The following is a 17,386-nucleotide window of genomic DNA, read 5'->3' as shown; positions in this document are numbered from 1 at the left end:
CTCCGATTGTATTTTTTATTGGAAGGTCGGGATGCTTGGCTCAGCGGTGTGCCCCGAACCCTTGCTACGCAAATCCCTCGGCCCGTAAACCTCCGCCGGTTCCGGGAACACCCCCAACAACACCAGGTACACCACGCAAGCCAGCCCGAGGGTCACCGGCAGGCTGATGTCAATGCCACCGGCCAGTTCGCCCAGGGGCCCGACGAACTGCCCCGGCAGGTTGACGAAGCACAAGCCCACCAGTGCGCTGGGAATCCAGGCCCCCAGACCGCGCCAGTTCCAGCCGTGGTTGAACCAGTAGCGCCCGCCGGTTTCGCCCCGGGTGAATACTTGCAGGTCATCCGGGCAGTAGAAGCCGCGGCGTACCAGCAGGCCGATGATCATGATCACCATCCACGGGGTGGTGCAGGTGATGATCAGCACGGCGAAGGTCGACACGCTCTGCACCAGGTTCGCGGCGAAGCGTCCGATGAAGATGAAGGCAATCGACAGCACGCCGATCAGCAGCGTCGCCTTGACCCGCGACAGCACCCGTGGAAGCACGCTGGACATGTCCAACCCGGTGCCATACAGCGACGTGGTGCCAGTGGACATGCCGCCGATTACCGCGATCAGGCACACCGGCAGGAAGAACCAGCTCGGCGAAACCGCCAGCAGGCCACCCACGTAGTTGTTGGAAGCGATGTAGTCCGGTGCCTTGATCGCCACGATGGTGGCGGTGGCGAGGCCGAACAGGAACGGGATCAGCGTGGCCAGTTGTGCGGCAACCACCGCTGCCATGATGCGGCGCTTGGAGGTGTTGCGCGGGATGTAGCGCGACCAGTCGCCCAGGAATGCACCGAAGGAAATCGGGTTGCTCATGGCCACCAGCGCCGCGCCGATGAACGCCGCCCAGAAACCCGGCTGGCCGAGGCCGACGGTGCCGGCGAACTGGCTGTCGAAGGTCGGTGCGAAGGCCACGATGCCCAGCAGGAACAACAGGCTGGCAGCCCACACGGCGATGCGGTTGACCCACAGCATGAAGCGAAAGCCGTAGATGCACACCGTCAGCACCAGCAGGGCGAACAGACCGTAGGCCAGGCCCAGGCTCAGGTCGGTTTCCGGTACGCCCGCCAGGCGCTTGGCGCCGCCGATCAACGCATCCCCCGAGCTCCATACCGACAGCGAGAAAAACGCAATGGCCGTCAGCAACGACAGGAACGAGCCGACGATCCGCCCGTGGACGCCGAAGTGCGCCCCGGAAGACACCGCGTTGTTGGTGCCATTGAGCGGCCCGAACAGCCCCATCGGCGCAAGGATGATTGCGCCCAGCAGTACCCCCAGCACAATCGCCCAGACCCCGGCCTGGAACGAAAGTCCGAACAACACCGGAAAGCTGCCGAGCACGGCGGTGGCGAACGTATTGGCGCCGCCGAAGATCAGTCGAAACAGATCCCCCGGGCCGGCGGTGCGTTCATGGTCCGGGATCTGCTCGACCCCGTAGGTTTCGATTTGCGTAAGGCTTTTATCGTTATTGTTATTCATGATCTGCTCCGATCATCGAGGCGCGCTCATCGGATGTGAGCGCTGCCTGTTTGGCTAAGGGGGTGGCAGCCCTTCCGGCATGGCGGATAAATGTTCGTGACAGGCCAGCCATCGGCCCTGTTGTTCTTGTACGTGTCCTTCCTGTCTGCGGAACAGGATGGTTTCGCGTTCCTGGCTAGAGTGTCGCTCCCCTTGCATGCGCAGCTCGGTAGCCACGTCATGGATAAACACCGCCACGTCTCCTTGCAGGCTGACGAAGGCGTTGCTTGAGGTGCATGAGAGCACCTCGAAGCCATCCTCGGACCGCCAGCGATCCCACAACGCCTGGTAGGCGTCGCGTGACAGCAGGGGCTGTTCGAGGGTGTGAAACACGAAGCTTGCGTCGGCCGTGAACGCCCCGAAGTAAGCATCGCGGTCATTTCGGGCGAAGGCCGACACCAATTGTGCGGCGGCCTGGAGCACTTGATCCTGATCGTTCATCACGGCGCCTCAGCGATGAGCCACGCCGGGCAGTACGCAAAGCATCTCGTACAACAAATTGGCGCCCAGCAACGAGGTGTTGCCAGTGGTGTCATACGGCGGCGAGACTTCCACCAAGTCGCAACCGACCAGGTCGAGGCCCTGGCAACCGCGCACGATTTCGATGGCCTGGATGGTGGTCAGGCCGCCGATTTCCGGGGTGCCGGTGCCGGGCGCCCAAGCCGGGTCGATGCCGTCGATGTCGAAGCTCAGGTACACCGGACCGCCGCCGACTTTCTCGCGGACTTCGGCCATCAGCGGCGCCAGGGATTGGTGCCAGCACTCTTCGGCCTGGACCACGCGAAAGCCCTGGCGGCGGCTCCAGTTGAAGTCATCGGCGGTGTAGCCCTGGGCCCGCAGGCCGATCTGCACCACCCGGTCGCAGTCCAGCAGGCCTTCTTCCACGGCGCGACGGAAAGTGGTGCCGTGGGCAATTTTCTCGCCGAACATGTGATCGTTCACGTCGGCGTGGGCGTCGATGTGGACCAGGCCGACCTTACCGTGCTTCTTGTGGATGGCCCGCAGGATCGGCAGGGTGATGGTGTGATCGCCCCCCAGGGTCAGGGGGATGACGTTGTGTTCGAGAATCTTGTGGTACGACTCTTCGATGATTCGTACCGCTTCCAGCAGGTTGAAGGTATTGATCGCCACGTCGCCGATATCGGCCACCGACAGCGAGTCGAACGGCGCGGCACCGGTGGCCATGTTGTAGGGGCGGATCATCACGGATTCGGCGCGGATCTCCCGAGGCCCGAAGCGAGTGCCGGCGCGCAGGGAGGTGCCGATGTCCAGCGGCACGCCGACGAATGCAGCGTCCAGGCCGGCAGCGGTGGGCACGTGGGGCAGGCGCATCATGGTGGCGATGCCGCCGAAGCGCGGCATTTCGTTGCCGCCCAGTGGTTGGTGAAGAATCTTGTCCACGGGTAGGGCCTCATCGTTTGTTTTAGTTATCAGGGGCCGATTCTGCGAAAAGCCGTTGCCGTGAAAAATCGCTGGGGGCAAATACTTAGTTCAGATTTTTCTAAACTAAGGCGCAGCGCGGCGATAGACTCCAATCCCTCGCCACAAATGTGGAATGACACGCCTGTCTGGAGAAACCCAATGGCCAACGCTCTACCCGACCTCAAGCTGCTACGGATTTTCGCCAGCGTGGTCCGGCACCAGGGGTTTGCCAACGCCCAGCACGAGCTGAACCTCTCCACATCGGCCATCAGCACCTACATGAGCCAGCTTGAATCGAGCCTGGGCCTGGTGCTGTGTCACCGCGGGCGGGGTGGGTTCAGCCTGACCAGCAAGGGTGAGTTGTTCCATCAGGAAACCCTGCGTCTTTTGGGCGAGCTCGAAGGGTTCGAGCAGTATGCCGCGGCGCTGAAAGGTGAGTTGCGCGGTACGCTGAACCTGGGCGTGATCGATTCCACGGTCAGTGACAAGGCATTGCCGTTTGCCGAAGCCATCGGTGCCTACAGTCAGGAACACCCGGCGGTGCACCTGCATCTGTCGGTGATGAGTCCCTATGAGCTGCAGCTCGGTGTACAGGACAACCGCCTGGATCTGGCCATCGGTGCGTTCTCTACGCGCATGAGCGGGTTGGTGTACATGCCGCTGTACCGCGAGCAGCACTGGTTGTATTGCAGTAATCGCCATCCGCTGTTCACTGAGCGGCGCATTCCCGAGCAAGTCATCACCCAGCAACGCATGGTCGGGCGCGGTTATTGGAGCCAGGCGGAACTGGCCCGCCACGGTTTCAAGCACAGTGCGGCGACGGTGGAGAGCATGGAGGCGCAATTGATCCTGGTGCTGTCGGGCGCTTATGTCGGTTACCTGCCCGAGCACTATGCCCAGGCGTGGGTCGACAAGGGCGACCTGCGCGTGCTGTTGCCGGCGACGTTCGGTTATCAGGCGCCGTTTTCGATGATCATGCGCCGAGGCCGCAGCCGCGAACCTTTGATCCAGACTTTCCGCGACCTGCTCAAGGCGCAGCTCAACCAGGCCTGAGGTCCCCATGTCCAGAATTCATTGCCCACGCTGCCAGCGACCGCAGAGCCATTGCCTTTGCCCCTTGATCCCGAGTCTCGACAGCCGCACCCGGGTCTTGCTGTTGCAGCATCCCAGCGAAGTGAATCATGCCCTGAACACCGCCCGGCTGGCGGCCTTGGGCCTGAACAACGCCGAGTTGATCGTGGGCGAGGTGTTCGAAGACTTGCCACGATTGCTCAACCCACCGGGCTATCAGGCCCGACTGTTATTTCCCGGCGATGAGGCGCAGCCGTTGCAAACCTGTGCGGCGTCCGATGAGCCCATCCTGTTGGTTGTCCCTGACGGCACCTGGCGCAAGGCGCGCAAGCTGCTGCACCTCAATCCGCTGCTGGCGGCGTTGCCGAGGGTAACCCTGGCCGACGGTGGTATGTCCCGCTACCGTCTGCGCAAGGCACCGGGGCCGGGGGCATTGTCGACGGTGGAGGCGATTGTCCAGGCGTTGCAGGTGCTTGAAGCACCGGACAGTTTCGAGCCGTTGCTCAGGCCGTTCGAGGCGTTGATCGAGGGGCAGATTGCGGCGATGGGGGAGGAGACGTTTCAGCGTAATCATGCGGGAAAATGAGGTTGTTCTTGTGGGCTTCTTCGCGAGCAAGCCCGCTCCCACAGTAGATCTCCAGTGGGCGAATGAGTGTCCGTCGCAGATCCACTGTGGGAGCGGGCTTGCTCGCGAAGGCGGCGTATCAAACAACACATTCTTCTGAGGATATCAGCGCTCCCGCATCGCCTCGGTCCTGGCCTTCAACACCGGCTTGAGCAAGTAATCCAACACACTTTTCTCCCCGGTGATGATATCCACCGTCGCCACCATCCCCGGGATGATCAGCAACGGCTTGGCATCGCCGCCCAGGTGGTTCTTATCGGTGCGCACCTGGATCAGGTAGAAGCTGTTGCCCTTGTCGTCGGTGATGGTGTCGGCACCGATCAGTTCGAGCCTGGCGCTCAGACCGCCATAGATGGTGTAGTCGTAGGCGCTGAACTTGACCATGGCTTTCTGGCCCGGATGGAGGAAGGCCACGTCCTGTGGGCGGACCTTGGCTTCGATCAGCAGGTTGTCTTCCAGGGGCACGATTTCCACCATGTCGCTGCCCGGCTGGACCACGCCGCCGATGGTGTTTACCTTCAGTTGTTTGATCACGCCGTGCACCGGCGAGACGACGGTGGTGCGGGTCACGCGGTCGTCGATGGCGATGCTCGAAGCGGTGATTTTCGACAGATCGGTGCGTTTCTCGTTGAGCTCCTTGGCTGCGTCCGAGCGGAAGCTCTGTTCCGATTCGTCGATCTTGCTCTTGATCTCGTTGATCGCCGATTCGGCCCGGGGAATTGCCAGGGTGGTGGCGTTGAGCGAGCCGCGGACTTCTACCGCGCTGCGTTTGAGCCGCAGGATTTCCACCGGCGACACCGCCCCGGTTTTCACCAGCGGTGCGGACATGTTCATTTCTTCCTGCAGCAGGGCCAGGGCGGAACTGAATTGGCCTTGCTTGGAGCGAAACTCCGCCAGCTCCTGGGTTTTCTGCCGCAGTTGTTCGGTCAGGGTGCGTTGTTCGCTGGCCAAGCGCCGCTGCCGTTGTTCATACAGCGAGCGCTCGTCTTCGGCCACCTGCGGTGCCTTGGCGGTCACTTCGGCGGATACCTGGAACGGCCGGCCCTCGGCCTCGGCCGACAGGCGCTCGACCTGGGCCATCAGGGCGTACCGGTCGGCTTCGCTTTCACCCTTGTTGGAAAGATAGCGCGTGTCGTCCAGGCGCAGCAGCGTATCGCCCTTGTTCACCATCTGGCCTTCGCGCACGAAAATCTCGGTGACGATGCCGCCCTCCAGGTTCTGGATGACCTGCACCTTGCTCGACGGAATCGCCTTGCCTTCACCGGTGGTGACTTCCTGCAAGACCGCCAGCTTCGCCCACACCAGCCCGGTGATAATCAGCCCGGCGGCCAGCCACACCGTGACGCGGGACCGACGGGGCGAATCCTGCAACGCAGCCCCGGTGGTTTCCGACATGAACTCGCTTTCGGCGCTTTTGCTGAAGCTGCCGAAGTAGCTTCGGGCGGCGGAATCGGATGTTTGAGCAGACATGGCGGTACTCGTCGGTTAAATGAAGTTGAAGCTCGGCACATGACCGATGGGAGCGAGCAGGCATGGAAGCTGTTAAACCGCCCCGGAACCCACTCGCCCCTTGCGCAACGCATCGATCACCACGTCCTTGGGCCCATCCGCCACGACCCGACCGTTGTCCAGCACCACCAGCCGCTCCACCAGGCTCAACATCGAGGTGCGGTGGGTGACCAGCAGCACGGTCTTGCCCTGGACGTGGTTCTGGAGTTTTTGCCGCAAGGCATCTTCGCTGCTGTTGTCCATGGCACTGGTGGGTTCGTCCAGCAGCAGAATCGGTGGATCGAGCAGCAGCGCCCGGGCCAGCAGTACCGCCTGGCGCTGCCCACCGGACAGCAACTGGCCACGTTCGCCCACCGGGCGGTCGAAGCCTTGGGGATGTTGGCGGGCCAGTTCGGTGACGCCGGTCAGTTCCGCCACTTCCAGCATGCGTGCGTCGCTGATGTAGCGAGCGCCGAGGGTCAGGTTGTCCCGCAGGCTGCCGGCCAGCAGCGGCAGGTCATGGGCAACGTAACCGATCTGTTGCCGAAGGTCGGCGACGTCCAGTTGTCGCAGGTCCAGGCCATCGAGCAGTAACTGACCTTCCTCCGGTGCATAGAACCCCATCACCAGCCGTGCCAGGGTGCTTTTGCCCGAGCCGCTGCGGCCGATGATCCCGACCCGCTCGCCGGGCTTGAGGCTGAAGCTCACGTTCGCCAGGGCCGGGGTGTTCTGGCCGTTGTAGTGGAACGTCACGCCCTGGATGTCCAGGGCACCTTGTAATTGAGGATGGTCCAATGGCCGCTGTTTGGCGTCGCGCTCCTGGGGCAAGGCCATCAAGGCGTCGGTGCTGCGCATGGTGAGTTGGGCCTGCTGGTAACGCGTGATCAGCCCGGCGATTTGTCCCAGCGGCGCGAGAACCCGGCTGCCCAGCATGTAGCTTGCCACCAGCGCACCGACGCTGAGGTTGCCGGCGATGATGCTGTAGACGCCGGCAACGATGGTCGCCATGCCGGCCAGTTGTTGCAGGAACAGCGTACCGTTGGTCGCCAGGGCCGAGAGGTTGCGCGCATGGCTGTCCAGGCGGGTGAGGGCGCCGTGGGTGCTTTCCCACTGATGCTGACGCTCGCTTTCGGCGCTGCAGGCCTTGAGGGTTTCCAGACCGCCGAGGGTTTCGATCAGCAGGGCCTGGCGTTGGGCGCCCAGGGCCAGGCTTTTTTGCACGGTGTCGCGCAGGCGTGCCTGGATGATCATGGCGAAGACAATGGTGATCGGAAAAGCCACCACCGGAATCACCACCAGCCAGCCCCCCAGCAGGCCGATCACCAGCAGCATCAGCACGGCGAAGGGCAGGTCAATCAGGCTGGTCAAGGTGACAGCCGTGAGAAATTCCCGCAGCCCCTGGAAGTCGTGGATGCTCTGGGCGAAACCGCCGATGGTCACTGGCCGTGCCTTCATGGCCATCCCGGTGATGCGCTCGAACAGGGTCGCGGAGAGAATCACATCGGTTTTCCTGCCGGCCGTGTCCAGCAAGTGGGCGCGCACCACTCGTAGCACCAGCTCGAATCCCGTGCCGATCAACAGCCCCACGGCCAGCACCCACAGGGTGGACGTGGCCTGGTTCGGCACCACGCGGTCGTAGGTCTGCATGACGAACAGCGGGACCATCAGCCCGAGCAGGTTGATCAGCAGGCTCGCCAGGATCGCGTCGCTGTACAGCCAGCGCGACAGTTTCAAGGTATCCCGAAACCAGGCCTCGACCCGTGGCACCAAGGGTGCTCGCAGGTCTTCGAGTTCATGGCGTGGTCGGGCGAACAGGGCCTGGCCGCTGTAGTCGAGGGCCAGTTCCTCTGCGTTGACCCATTGTTCGCCGCCATCGGCTTCGCTGGGCAAAATCAACGCTTGGCCATCCTCACCCCAGCGCCGCAGCACCGCACAGCGGCCACCGGCGAGAATCAGCATCACCGGCAGGTTGAGCGGTGAAATTTCGGCCAGCTTGCGACGCAGCACCCGCGCCTGCAAACCGACCCGGGCCGCCGCGCGTGGCAGCAGGTCCGGGCTCAGCCGTTGGTGCGCCATTGGAAGCCCGGCGCTGAGGCTGGCGCGGCTGGCCGTCGCGCCATGGAGTTTGCAGAGGATCAACAGACCGTCCAGCAATGGGTCATCGACAGTCACGCGCGGATCGGCGCTGGGCGTTGCGGGTGCCATGCTGGTCATCGGATCGCTCCCCGTGGACTACTTCAGTTCAGGCAACCGCGCTTCGTTCTTGACCTCGGTCTGGGCAACTGCGTCAGCGGGCAGTACTACCCGCTGCTTGCTCAGCAACACGCCCATGTTCGCCAGCACGCGGTACATCGAGTATTCCTCGGTGTAGCGGACTTCCGTGTAACGACGGTTGGCGTTGTACAGCTCGTTTTCGCTGTCGAGCAGGTCGAGCAGGGTCCGCTGGCCGAGGCCGAACTGATCCTGGTACGCCGCCCGGACACGGGCGGTGGTGTCGGCATATTCCCGGGCGGTGGGGGTCTGTTTGCGGGCATTGTTCATGGCGTTCCAGGCCAGGCGCGTGTCTTCGTTGAGCTGGCGCAGGGCGTTGTTACGAATGTCCATGGCCTGGTTGATCTGGTGGGAATTGGAGGCCAGTCGCGCTTTGTCGCTACCGCCGCGGAACAGGTTGTAGTTCATCACCACACCGACCCGCCAGTTGTTGTCATGGCCTTCTTCGCCACCGATGTTGTTATTGGCACCCACCGCCGCTTCGGCGTCGAAACGTGGGTAGAACGGCGACTTGGCCGACTCGTACTGGCTCTGGGCGGACTGTATGTCGGCCTGGGCCGATTTCAGGTACGGGTTGTTCTCTACCATGCTTTGCTGGGCCTGGCGCAGGTCTGCGGGGATCTCGCCCCGGGTCGAGGGGGGCGTTTCCAGCTCGTCGGGCATGCGTCCGACCACGCTGTAGAAGTTCGCCTCGGCGTCGGCCAGGTCTACCTGGGCGGTGTCGTAGTTGTTTTCCGCCAGGGCGCGGCGGGCATTGGACTGGTCGGAGTCGGCGGTGCTGCCCACCCCGCGCTCGGTGCGCAGGCCGATCTGGTCGTTGACTCGCAGGTGGGCTTGCAGGTTGTTCTTGGCCAGGGTCACCAGTTCGCGGCGCTTGAGCACTTCCAGATAGACCTCGATGGTGCGCAGGGCCAAGTCCTGGGCAGTGCCCTGGGCGTAATAGGCGCGGGAGTTGACCACGCCTTTGGTGCGTTCCACTTCGTTGGTGGTGTTGAAACCGTCAAAGAGCATCTGCCGCAGGCGCAACTCCGACTGGGTGTAAGTCAGGACATTCGTGTGGTGGTCGCCTTGTCCCCGAGTACTGGGGTTATCGCTGTAGCCCCGGCCGTAGCCGGCATTCAAATCCACCGACGGGAAAAAGCCCCCCCTGGCGACCTTGACGTCTTCATTGGCCGACAGACGGCTGTCCACTCGTTGGGCCAGTTCCGGATGGGTCGCGATGGTGCTCTGGATCGCTTCGGTCAATGACATGGCCTGGGCGTGAGAAGAGCAGGCCATGGCCAGCAAAACCGCGCTGCAGAGGGGGGATAAAACGCGCATGGGGTGCATCTCCTGAGGTCTGTTGTGCTTCTGTGTCGCCAAAATCTTGACGTATTTAAGATCAAAACCGTTTCAACCTTGTAACAACACAGCTAAGAACATCCTGCGAGAAACCTAAGAAGAATTTCTCATAGCGGTTATTCCGAAAAAAACTTATGTGCTTAGAAAAAAGCGGCACATTGTTCAAAGCGAAAACCTTTGAAAATGCGGGTTCTGACGGCTTTTAGGCGTCAATAAAAGTTCCATGGAAATTTTTGAACGACGTGGGGAAGTGGTCGAAAGAGCGAAATGAAGGGTGATGTTTTGCGACGGTTTTTTGTCATTGTGGCAAAGAGCTAGCCCTTCGGATCCTGTGAAACCTGGCAGATTTTCCAGATTTCCGGGGGGCTCTTCAGGCATCGCTTCTTCACCCAGACATGCCGACCGCGGTTGGCAACGGAGGAATGCACATGGCAGCGCTCATCGGTACCGTCAGCAAGGTAATCGGGCAGGTTTTCGCGCAAGCGGCCGGGGGCCTGCGACGCCCGCTGGTGGAGGGAGATCGACTGTATGCCGGTGAGCATCTGGTGACCGGTGCCGAGGGTGCCGTGGCCGTGCAGCTTGCCAATGGCCAGGAGTTGACCCTCGGACGTGAAAGCGACCTGACCCTGACCTCGCAGTTGCTGGCCCGGCAGGCGCCTCGCGTCGAGACGCCTGAGGCAGCGGCACCGAGTGATGCGCAACTGACCGATGTGCAGAAGCTGCAACAAGCCATCGCCGCCGGTGCCGACCCGACCCAGACCGGCGAAGCCACGGCGGCCGGCCCCGGTGCTGGCAATGCCCCGGGCGGCCTTGGGGGGGGACACAGTTTTGTGCTGCTGGAAGAGGTGGGCGGGGCGGTTGACCCGAGCATCGGATTCCCTACGGCGGGATTCAACGGGATTCCCGAATTTCCTCTGCTGCGCCTGGCGGGGGATGTGGATGACGGTGACAATGGAACCGTACCGCCAGTGACCCCCGAGACGCCTGATAACCCGGTGACCCTCGACGGGCTGACCGTGGAGGGCGGCGAGCTGACGGCAGACGAGGCCAGTCTGTCCGACGGTTCGGCCAGCAACCCGGCGGCGCTGGTGCAAAGCGGTATCTTCACCATCAACGCCCCCGACGGGCTGAGCAGCCTGAGCATCGGGGGCATCAGCGTCATCGCTGGCGGCGTACCGGCAGGTTTTCCTCAATCGATCACCACGGTACTGGGCAACACCCTGACCATCACTGGCTACAACCCCGCCACCGGTGTCGTCAGCTACAGCTACACCCTCACGGACAACGAAACCCATCCTGCCGGTGCCGGCGCCAATACCCTCACTGAACAGTTCCCGGTCGTGGCCGTGGACAACGACGGTGACAGCGCGAACGGCACCCTGGACGTCAATATCACCGACGATGTGCCCCAGGCGATCGACGATAGCCACGCCAGTACAGCGTCGGAATCGTTGGTCACCCTCACCGGCAACGTCTTGCCCAACGACCATCAGGGGGCCGATCGTATCCCCACCGGCCCCGACAGCGGGCCGATCATTGGCGGCACGTTCACCGGCACCTACGGCACCCTGGTGCTTAACCCCAATGGCACTTACACCTATACGTTGAACACCAGCGATCCGCAGTTCATCGCGTTGCACGGCGGCGGCAGCGGCACGGAAACCTTCACCTACACCCTGACCGATGCCGATGGCGACACCAGCACCGCCAACCTGGTGCTGCAGGTCCATAACAACGACGATCCGGTGATCATCCAGGGGCTGGACACTGAAGGCGGCGAGCTGACCGTCCGGGAACAACACCTGGCCGATGGCACCAGCCCGGATGCACCGGCCCTGACCCAGAGCGGCACGTTCACCGTGACAGCGCTGGACGGTGTGCAGAACCTGAGCGTCGGTGGCATCACCGTGGTCAGCGGTGGCGTGGCGGCCGGTTTCCCTCAATCGATTACCACGGCGCTGGGCAATACCCTGACTATCACCGGCTTCAACGCTGTCACCGGCGTGGTCAGCTACAGCTACACCCTGCTGGATAACGAGGCCCACCCGAATGCCAGCGGTGCCAACAGCCTGAGCGAGCAGTTTGCCGTGGTGGTTACCGACGACAACGGCACCACCGCCACCGACAGCCTGGACGTGAACATCGTCGATGACCTGCCCCAGGCCGTGGATGACAGCAACGCCGGTACCGCCTCGGAGACCCAGCTGACCCTGAGCGGCAGCGTCCTGACCAATGACAGCCAAGGCGCCGACACCGTGGCGTCCGGCCCCATCACCCCCGGCACGTTCACCGGCACCTACGGTACGCTGGTGCTCAATGCCGACGGGTCGTACACCTACACCCTCAACACCAGCGATCCGCAGTTCATCGCGTTGCATGGCGGCGGCAGCGGCACGGAAACCTTCACCTACACCCTGACCGATGCCGATGGCGACACCAGCACCGCCAATCTGGTGCTGCAGGTCCATAACAACGACGATCCGGTGATCATCCAGGGGCTGGACACTGAAGGCGGCGAGCTGACCGTCCGGGAACAACACCTGGCCGATGGCACCAGCCCGGATGCACCGGCCCTGACCCAGAGCGGCACGTTCACCGTGACAGCGCTGGACGGTGTGCAGAACCTGAGCGTCGGTGGCATCACCGTGGTCAGCGGTGGCGTGGCGGCCGGTTTCCCTCAATCGATCACCACGGCGCTGGGCAACACCCTGACCATCACCGGCTTCAACGCCGTCACCGGCGTGGTCAGCTACAGCTACACCCTGCTGGATAACGAGGCCCACCCGAATGCCAACGGTGCCAACAGCCTGAGCGAACAGTTCACGGTGGTGGCCACCGATGACAACGGCACCACTGCCACTGGCAACCTGGATGTGAACATCATCGATGACGTGCCCAAGGCCGTGGACGACAGCAACGGCACCGCATCGGAAAGCAGCCTGACCCTGACCGGCAACGTGTTGACCAACGACACCGAAGGCGCCGATCACGTGGCGTCCGGCCCTGTCACGGCGGGCACGTTTACCGGGACCTACGGCACTCTGGTCCTCAACGCCGACGGTTCCTACACCTACACTCTCAATACAGCCGATGCGGATTTCAAAGGCCTGCACGGCGGTGGCAGCGGCACCGAAACCTTCACCTATACCCTGACCGATGCCGACGGCGACACCAGCACCGCCAACCTGGTGCTGCAAGTCCACAACAACGACGACCCGGTGATCCTCGACGGCCTCGACACAGAGGGCGGCGAGCTGGTGGTGCAGGAGAACAACCTCTCCGATGGCACCAGTCCCGATGCGCCGGCCCTGACCCAGAGCGGTACGTTCACTGTCACCGCACTGGATGGGGTGCAAACCCTCAGCGTCGGCGGTATCAACGTCGTCACCGGCGGCGTGGTGGCAGGCTTCCCGCAATCCATCACCACCGCGTTGGGCAACACCCTGACCATCACCGGTTTCAACGCCATTACTGGCGTTGTGAGTTACAGCTACACCTTGCTGGACAACGAGTCCCATCCAAACGCCAACGGCGCCAACAGCCTGAGCGAACAGTTCACGGTGGTGGCCACCGATGACAACGGCACCACCGCCACCGGCAACCTGGATGTGAACATCGTCGATGACCTGCCCACCGCTCATGCCGATTCTGCCTCGGTGCAGGAGGGCGGGACGGTCAGCGGCAACGTGCTGGACAACGACGTGGGCGGTGCCGACGGGCCGGCCCCGAGCGGCGCGGTGATCGGTGTACGCGCCGGCGACGACACCTCGACGCCGGCCATCGGCGGGCTCAACATCCAGATCAACGGCACCTACGGCTACCTGACCCTGGACGCCAATGGCAATGCGGTCTATCACAGCAACCCGGACAGCGTCAGCGCACCCGGCGCCACCGACGTGTTCACCTACACCGTGCGCGATGCTGATGGCGATGAAAGCACCACCACCATAACCATCAATGTGCATGACGTCTGCCTCATCGCCACGCCGGACCAGGACATCAGCGTCGACGAAAAAGCCCTCGACCTGCAGCAGGACGGCCAGGACCTGGCGCCGGGCACGGTCAACGGCAGCGACCCGAGTGCTACGGGTGAAACGGCCATGGGATCCCTGGTGGGCTCGGTCACCGGTGCCACGGGCGCCGTGACGTTCACTCTGGTGGGCAACGCCACCGGCGCCTACGGCCAGTTGTTGCTCAACCCGGACGGTTCCTACACCTACACGCTGACCTCTCCCGCCACCACGACGCCCCACGCCAACGATGGCCCGAACGTGATGACTGAGAGCTTCACGTATCAGGCCACGGATTCCCTGGGCAACACGGTGACCAGTACCATCGTCATCAACATCGTCGACGACGTGCCGCAGGCTCACTGCGATACCGCTTCGGTGTTGGAGGGCGGCACCGTCAGCGGCAACGTGCTGTACAACGACGTACTCGGCGCCGATGGCGGAACGATCATCGGTATACGCGTCGGCAACGATACCTCGACCCCCGCCATTGGCGGGCTCAACACCCAGATCAACGGCACCTACGGCTACCTGACCCTGGACGCCAACGGCAACGCCGTCTACCACAGCAACCCGGACAGCGTTGGCGCACCCGGCGCCACGGACGTGTTTACCTATACCGTGCGCGACGCCGATGGCGATGAGAGCACCACGACGATCACCATTGATGTGCACAACAGTTGCCTGGTCGCTGAAACCGATCAGGACATCACCGTCTACGAAAAAGCCCTCGACCTGCAGCAGGACGGCCAGGACCTGGCGCCGGGCACGGTCAACGGCAGCGACCCGAGTGCTACGGGTGAAACGGCCACGGGGTCCCTGGTGGGCTCGGTCACCGGTGCCACGGGCGCCGTGACGTTCACTCTGGTGGGCAACGCCACCGGCGCCTACGGCCAATTGTTGCTCAACCCGGACGGTTCCTACACCTACACGCTGACCTCTCCCGCCACCACGACGCCCCACGTCAACGACGGCCCGAATGTCCTGAGCGAAAGCTTCACCTATGAAGCCACGGACGCCCTCGGCAACAAGGCAACCGGCAGCCTGGTGGTCAATATTGTCGACGATGTGCCCACGACCGTTGCGTCCGAGCGTTCGGTGACGGCGGTGGAGATCGACTCGAACCTGCTGATCGTGCTCGATGTGTCCGGCAGCATGGCCGATCCTTCCGGTGTGCCGGGGCTGTCGCGGCTCGATTTGGCGAAACAGGCCATCAGCGCCTTGCTGGATAAATACGATGACATGGGGGACGTGAAGGTCCAGTTGGTAACCTTCAGCAGCAGCGCCACCGACCAGACGTCCGTGTGGGTGGATGTGGCGACCGCCAAGACATTGCTCACCAACCTGTCGGCCGGAGGCGGCACCAACTACGACGCGGCAGTGGCTGCGGCGAAGACGGCCTTCGTCACCTCCGGGCAACTGACCGGGGCGCAGAACGTCGGCTACTTCTTTTCCGACGGCAAACCCACCTCGGGCCAGGAAACCGGCACGGCGGATGAGGCTGCATGGAAAGCGTTTCTCGACGCCAACGGCATCAAGAATTACGCCATCGGCTTGGGCAGTGGCGTGAGCAATGCCAACCTCGATCCGCTGGCCTACGACGGCAGTACCCACACGGACACCAACGCGGTGGTGGTCACCGACCTGAACCAGCTCAATTCGGTGCTTTCCGGCACTGTGCAAGGCGTGCCGGTCACCGGCAGTCTGCTGGGCGAGGGCGGTTCGTTCGGCGCCGACGGCGGCTTTGTCAAAAGCCTGGTGGTGGATGGCACGACCTATTCTTATAACCCGGCCGCCAACGGTGGACAGGGCGCATTGACTGCCAGCGGCGGAGCCAACCATGGCACCTTCAACACGGTCGACAACACCCTGAGCATCGCCACCGATCACGACGGCACTCTGGTGGTCAACCTCGACACCGGCGAGTACAACTACACCTCGCAAACCACCACCAGCACGCTCATCACCGAGAACATCGGCTACACCGTCAGTGACAACGACGGTGATCTGGCGAACTCCACGCTAGTGATCAAGGTCGTGCCCAACAGCGCGCCCGTAGCGATGGACGACCACATCATCACCAACGTGCTGTCGGGCAATATCGTGGTGCCGGGTGAATTGCTGCTGGGCAATGACAGCGATGCCAACGGCGATCCGCTGACTGCTTCGCCCACCGGCTTCAATACTGGCTGGATCGCCAGGGGCGCGGACTTCACCGGCACTACCGGCACGGTCAGCTTCACCGGCCACAACGTACAGTCGATCAATCTCGACCGTAGCACCTTCGTCGCCAATGCTGCCGCCATGACGGCGGTGCTGGTGGTCAGCGGTGCGCTGGGGGCGGTATCCAACAACAATGCCAACGATGAAGACCGGCTCAACATCAGCCTCAAGCAGGGCGAAACCCTTACCCTGGACCACAACCTGGCGGCAGGGCGTATCGCCCTGGAATACTCCCTCAATGGCGGACCTTTCATCGCCATCAACGACGGTGCCTCGTTCACCGCAGCGGCGGACGGCAACTACCAGATCCACGTGACCAACATCCCCAACCCCGGCAATGGCAACGTCAATGCCTCGGAAAACTACCAACTGACCTTGACCGTCAACTACGCCGGCGCCCAAGACAGCACGCCGGATTACCACGGCACCTACACCGCCAGCGACAACCATGGCGGCAGCGACAGCGCGGCGGTGGACATCAGCTACCAGGCGGGCCACACCCTGACGGGCACCAGCGGGGACGACGTGCTGCTGGCCGGTAACGGCGACAACATTCTGAGCGCGGGTGACGGCAACGACATCCTCAGCGCCGGTACGGGCAACAACACGCTGCATGGCGGCGCGGGTAATGACTGGCTCTACAGCGGCGCTGGCAATGATCTGCTCGACGGCGGCACGGGCAACGACACCGCCAGCTACGCCCACGCCACGGCGGGCGTCACGGTGAACCTGAGCCTGCTGGCTGCACAAAACACCTGGGGCTCCGGCACCGACACCCTGGGCAGCATCGAGAACCTGGTGGGTTCGAACTTCAACGACACCTTGACCGGTAACGGCGGCAACAACCGCATCGACGGTGGGCTTGGCCATGACGTACTCAATGGTGGCGGTGGCGACGACATCCTCATCGGCGGCCTGGGCAACAACACCCTCACCGGCGGCAGCGGCGCTGACACCTTCCAGTGGCAGGCGGGCAACAGCGGCCACGATGTCGTGACCGACTTCACCCCGGGCTTGGACAAGCTCGACCTGTCCCAACTGCTATTGGGCGAGAGCGGCAGCAGCGCATCGCTGGACGATTACCTGCATTTCACCGTCACGGGCAGCGGTGCCTCGGTCATCACCAGCATCGACGTCAGCACCACCGCCGGCGCCAACCCGAACCAGACCATCGACCTGGCCGGTGTCGACCTCGCCAGCCACTACGGTGTCACACCGGGGGCGGGCGGAATCATATCGGGCGGGGCGGACACGGCGACGATCATCAATGGGATGCTGAATGATCATTCGTTGAAGGTGGATACGGTGTGAGGTGAACTGAAACGACAGACCCCGCCTTTCCCTCGCTGGAAATGCATCGGCCGAGGCCAAC

General features: G+C 63.0%; 9 protein-coding genes. 3 read left to right on the top strand and 6 right to left on the bottom strand.

Features of this window, described 5'->3' with window-relative positions; all coding sequences use genetic code 11:
• Positions 1–15: 15 nt before the first annotated feature.
• The 3 genes from LCU97_RS02805 to speB are packed head-to-tail and all read right to left on the bottom strand — an operon-like array spanning position 16 to position 2,964.
• Complete coding sequence (locus tag LCU97_RS02805; protein ID WP_269802790.1) at positions 16–1,524, bottom strand: purine-cytosine permease family protein; 1,509 nt, start codon at positions 1,522–1,524, stop codon at positions 16–18.
• 54 nt (positions 1,525–1,578) lie between these two features.
• Positions 1,579–2,004 carry a YybH family protein gene (locus LCU97_RS02800; RefSeq protein WP_053155703.1) on the bottom strand — a complete coding sequence of 142 codons (426 nt, stop codon included), beginning with the start codon at positions 2,002–2,004 and terminating at the stop codon, positions 1,579–1,581.
• A gap of 9 nt (positions 2,005–2,013) precedes the next feature.
• Entirely contained in the window at positions 2,014–2,964 is a 951-nt protein-coding gene (gene speB / locus LCU97_RS02795) for an agmatinase (RefSeq protein ID WP_053155701.1), read from the bottom strand.
• Between the two features lie 180 nt (positions 2,965–3,144).
• On the opposite strand from speB, the gene LCU97_RS02790 reads away from it, so the two are divergent.
• Positions 3,145–4,038, top strand: a complete 894-nt coding sequence (locus LCU97_RS02790) for a LysR family transcriptional regulator (protein ID WP_053155699.1) — start codon at positions 3,145–3,147, stop codon at positions 4,036–4,038.
• Positions 4,039–4,045: 7 nt separating this feature from the next.
• Positions 4,046–4,642, top strand: coding sequence for a tRNA-uridine aminocarboxypropyltransferase (locus LCU97_RS02785; RefSeq protein ID WP_232775483.1), 597 nt, complete (start codon positions 4,046–4,048; stop codon positions 4,640–4,642).
• 144 nt (positions 4,643–4,786) lie between these two features.
• On the opposite strand, the gene LCU97_RS02780 is transcribed toward LCU97_RS02785, so the two are convergent.
• The 3 genes from LCU97_RS02780 to LCU97_RS02770 all read right to left on the bottom strand — a co-directional run bounded on the left by LCU97_RS02780 (position 4,787) and on the right by LCU97_RS02770 (position 9,760).
• The gene (locus tag LCU97_RS02780; protein WP_053154808.1) at positions 4,787–6,151 is read right to left on the bottom strand and encodes an HlyD family type I secretion periplasmic adaptor subunit; all 1,365 of its coding nucleotides are present in this window, start codon (positions 6,149–6,151) and stop codon (positions 4,787–4,789) included.
• Positions 6,152–6,223: 72 nt separating this feature from the next.
• Positions 6,224–8,383 (bottom strand): type I secretion system permease/ATPase, encoded by a 2,160-nt coding sequence (locus tag LCU97_RS02775; protein ID WP_053154811.1) that lies wholly within the window; start codon positions 8,381–8,383, stop codon positions 6,224–6,226.
• Positions 8,384–8,401: 18 nt separating this feature from the next.
• Complete coding sequence (locus tag LCU97_RS02770; protein WP_053154814.1) at positions 8,402–9,760, bottom strand: TolC family outer membrane protein; 1,359 nt, start codon at positions 9,758–9,760, stop codon at positions 8,402–8,404.
• A 449-nt stretch (positions 9,761–10,209) separates the two neighbouring features.
• Between LCU97_RS02770 and LCU97_RS02765 the strand changes: the two genes are divergently transcribed.
• Positions 10,210–17,325 (top strand): retention module-containing protein, encoded by a 7,116-nt coding sequence (locus tag LCU97_RS02765; RefSeq protein ID WP_232775482.1) that lies wholly within the window; start codon positions 10,210–10,212, stop codon positions 17,323–17,325.
• Positions 17,326–17,386 lie beyond the last annotated feature (61 nt).

This window comes from Pseudomonas uvaldensis, from assembly GCF_021271205.1.
Classification (GTDB): Bacteria; Pseudomonadota; Gammaproteobacteria; order Pseudomonadales; family Pseudomonadaceae; genus Aquipseudomonas; species Aquipseudomonas uvaldensis.
Note: the sequence above shows the minus strand (reverse complement) of the source record. Positions and strands in the feature narration are given on the sequence as shown.

Bases quoted from the DNA above. Each gene is read 5' to 3' on its own strand.
- LCU97_RS02805 (WP_269802790.1), bottom strand. From the start codon at position 1,524: ATGAATAACAATAACGATAAAAGCCTTACGCAAATCGAAACCTACGGG.
- LCU97_RS02800 (WP_053155703.1), bottom strand. From the start codon at position 2,004: ATGAACGATCAGGATCAAGTGCTCCAGGCCGCCGCACAATTGGTGTCG.
- LCU97_RS02790 (WP_053155699.1), top strand. From the start codon at position 3,145: ATGGCCAACGCTCTACCCGACCTCAAGCTGCTACGGATTTTCGCCAGC.
- LCU97_RS02785 (WP_232775483.1), top strand. From the start codon at position 4,046: ATGTCCAGAATTCATTGCCCACGCTGCCAGCGACCGCAGAGCCATTGC.
- LCU97_RS02780 (WP_053154808.1), bottom strand. From the start codon at position 6,151: ATGTCTGCTCAAACATCCGATTCCGCCGCCCGAAGCTACTTCGGCAGC.
- LCU97_RS02775 (WP_053154811.1), bottom strand. From the start codon at position 8,383: ATGACCAGCATGGCACCCGCAACGCCCAGCGCCGATCCGCGCGTGACT.
- LCU97_RS02770 (WP_053154814.1), bottom strand. From the start codon at position 9,760: ATGCGCGTTTTATCCCCCCTCTGCAGCGCGGTTTTGCTGGCCATGGCC.
- LCU97_RS02765 (WP_232775482.1), top strand. From the start codon at position 10,210: ATGGCAGCGCTCATCGGTACCGTCAGCAAGGTAATCGGGCAGGTTTTC.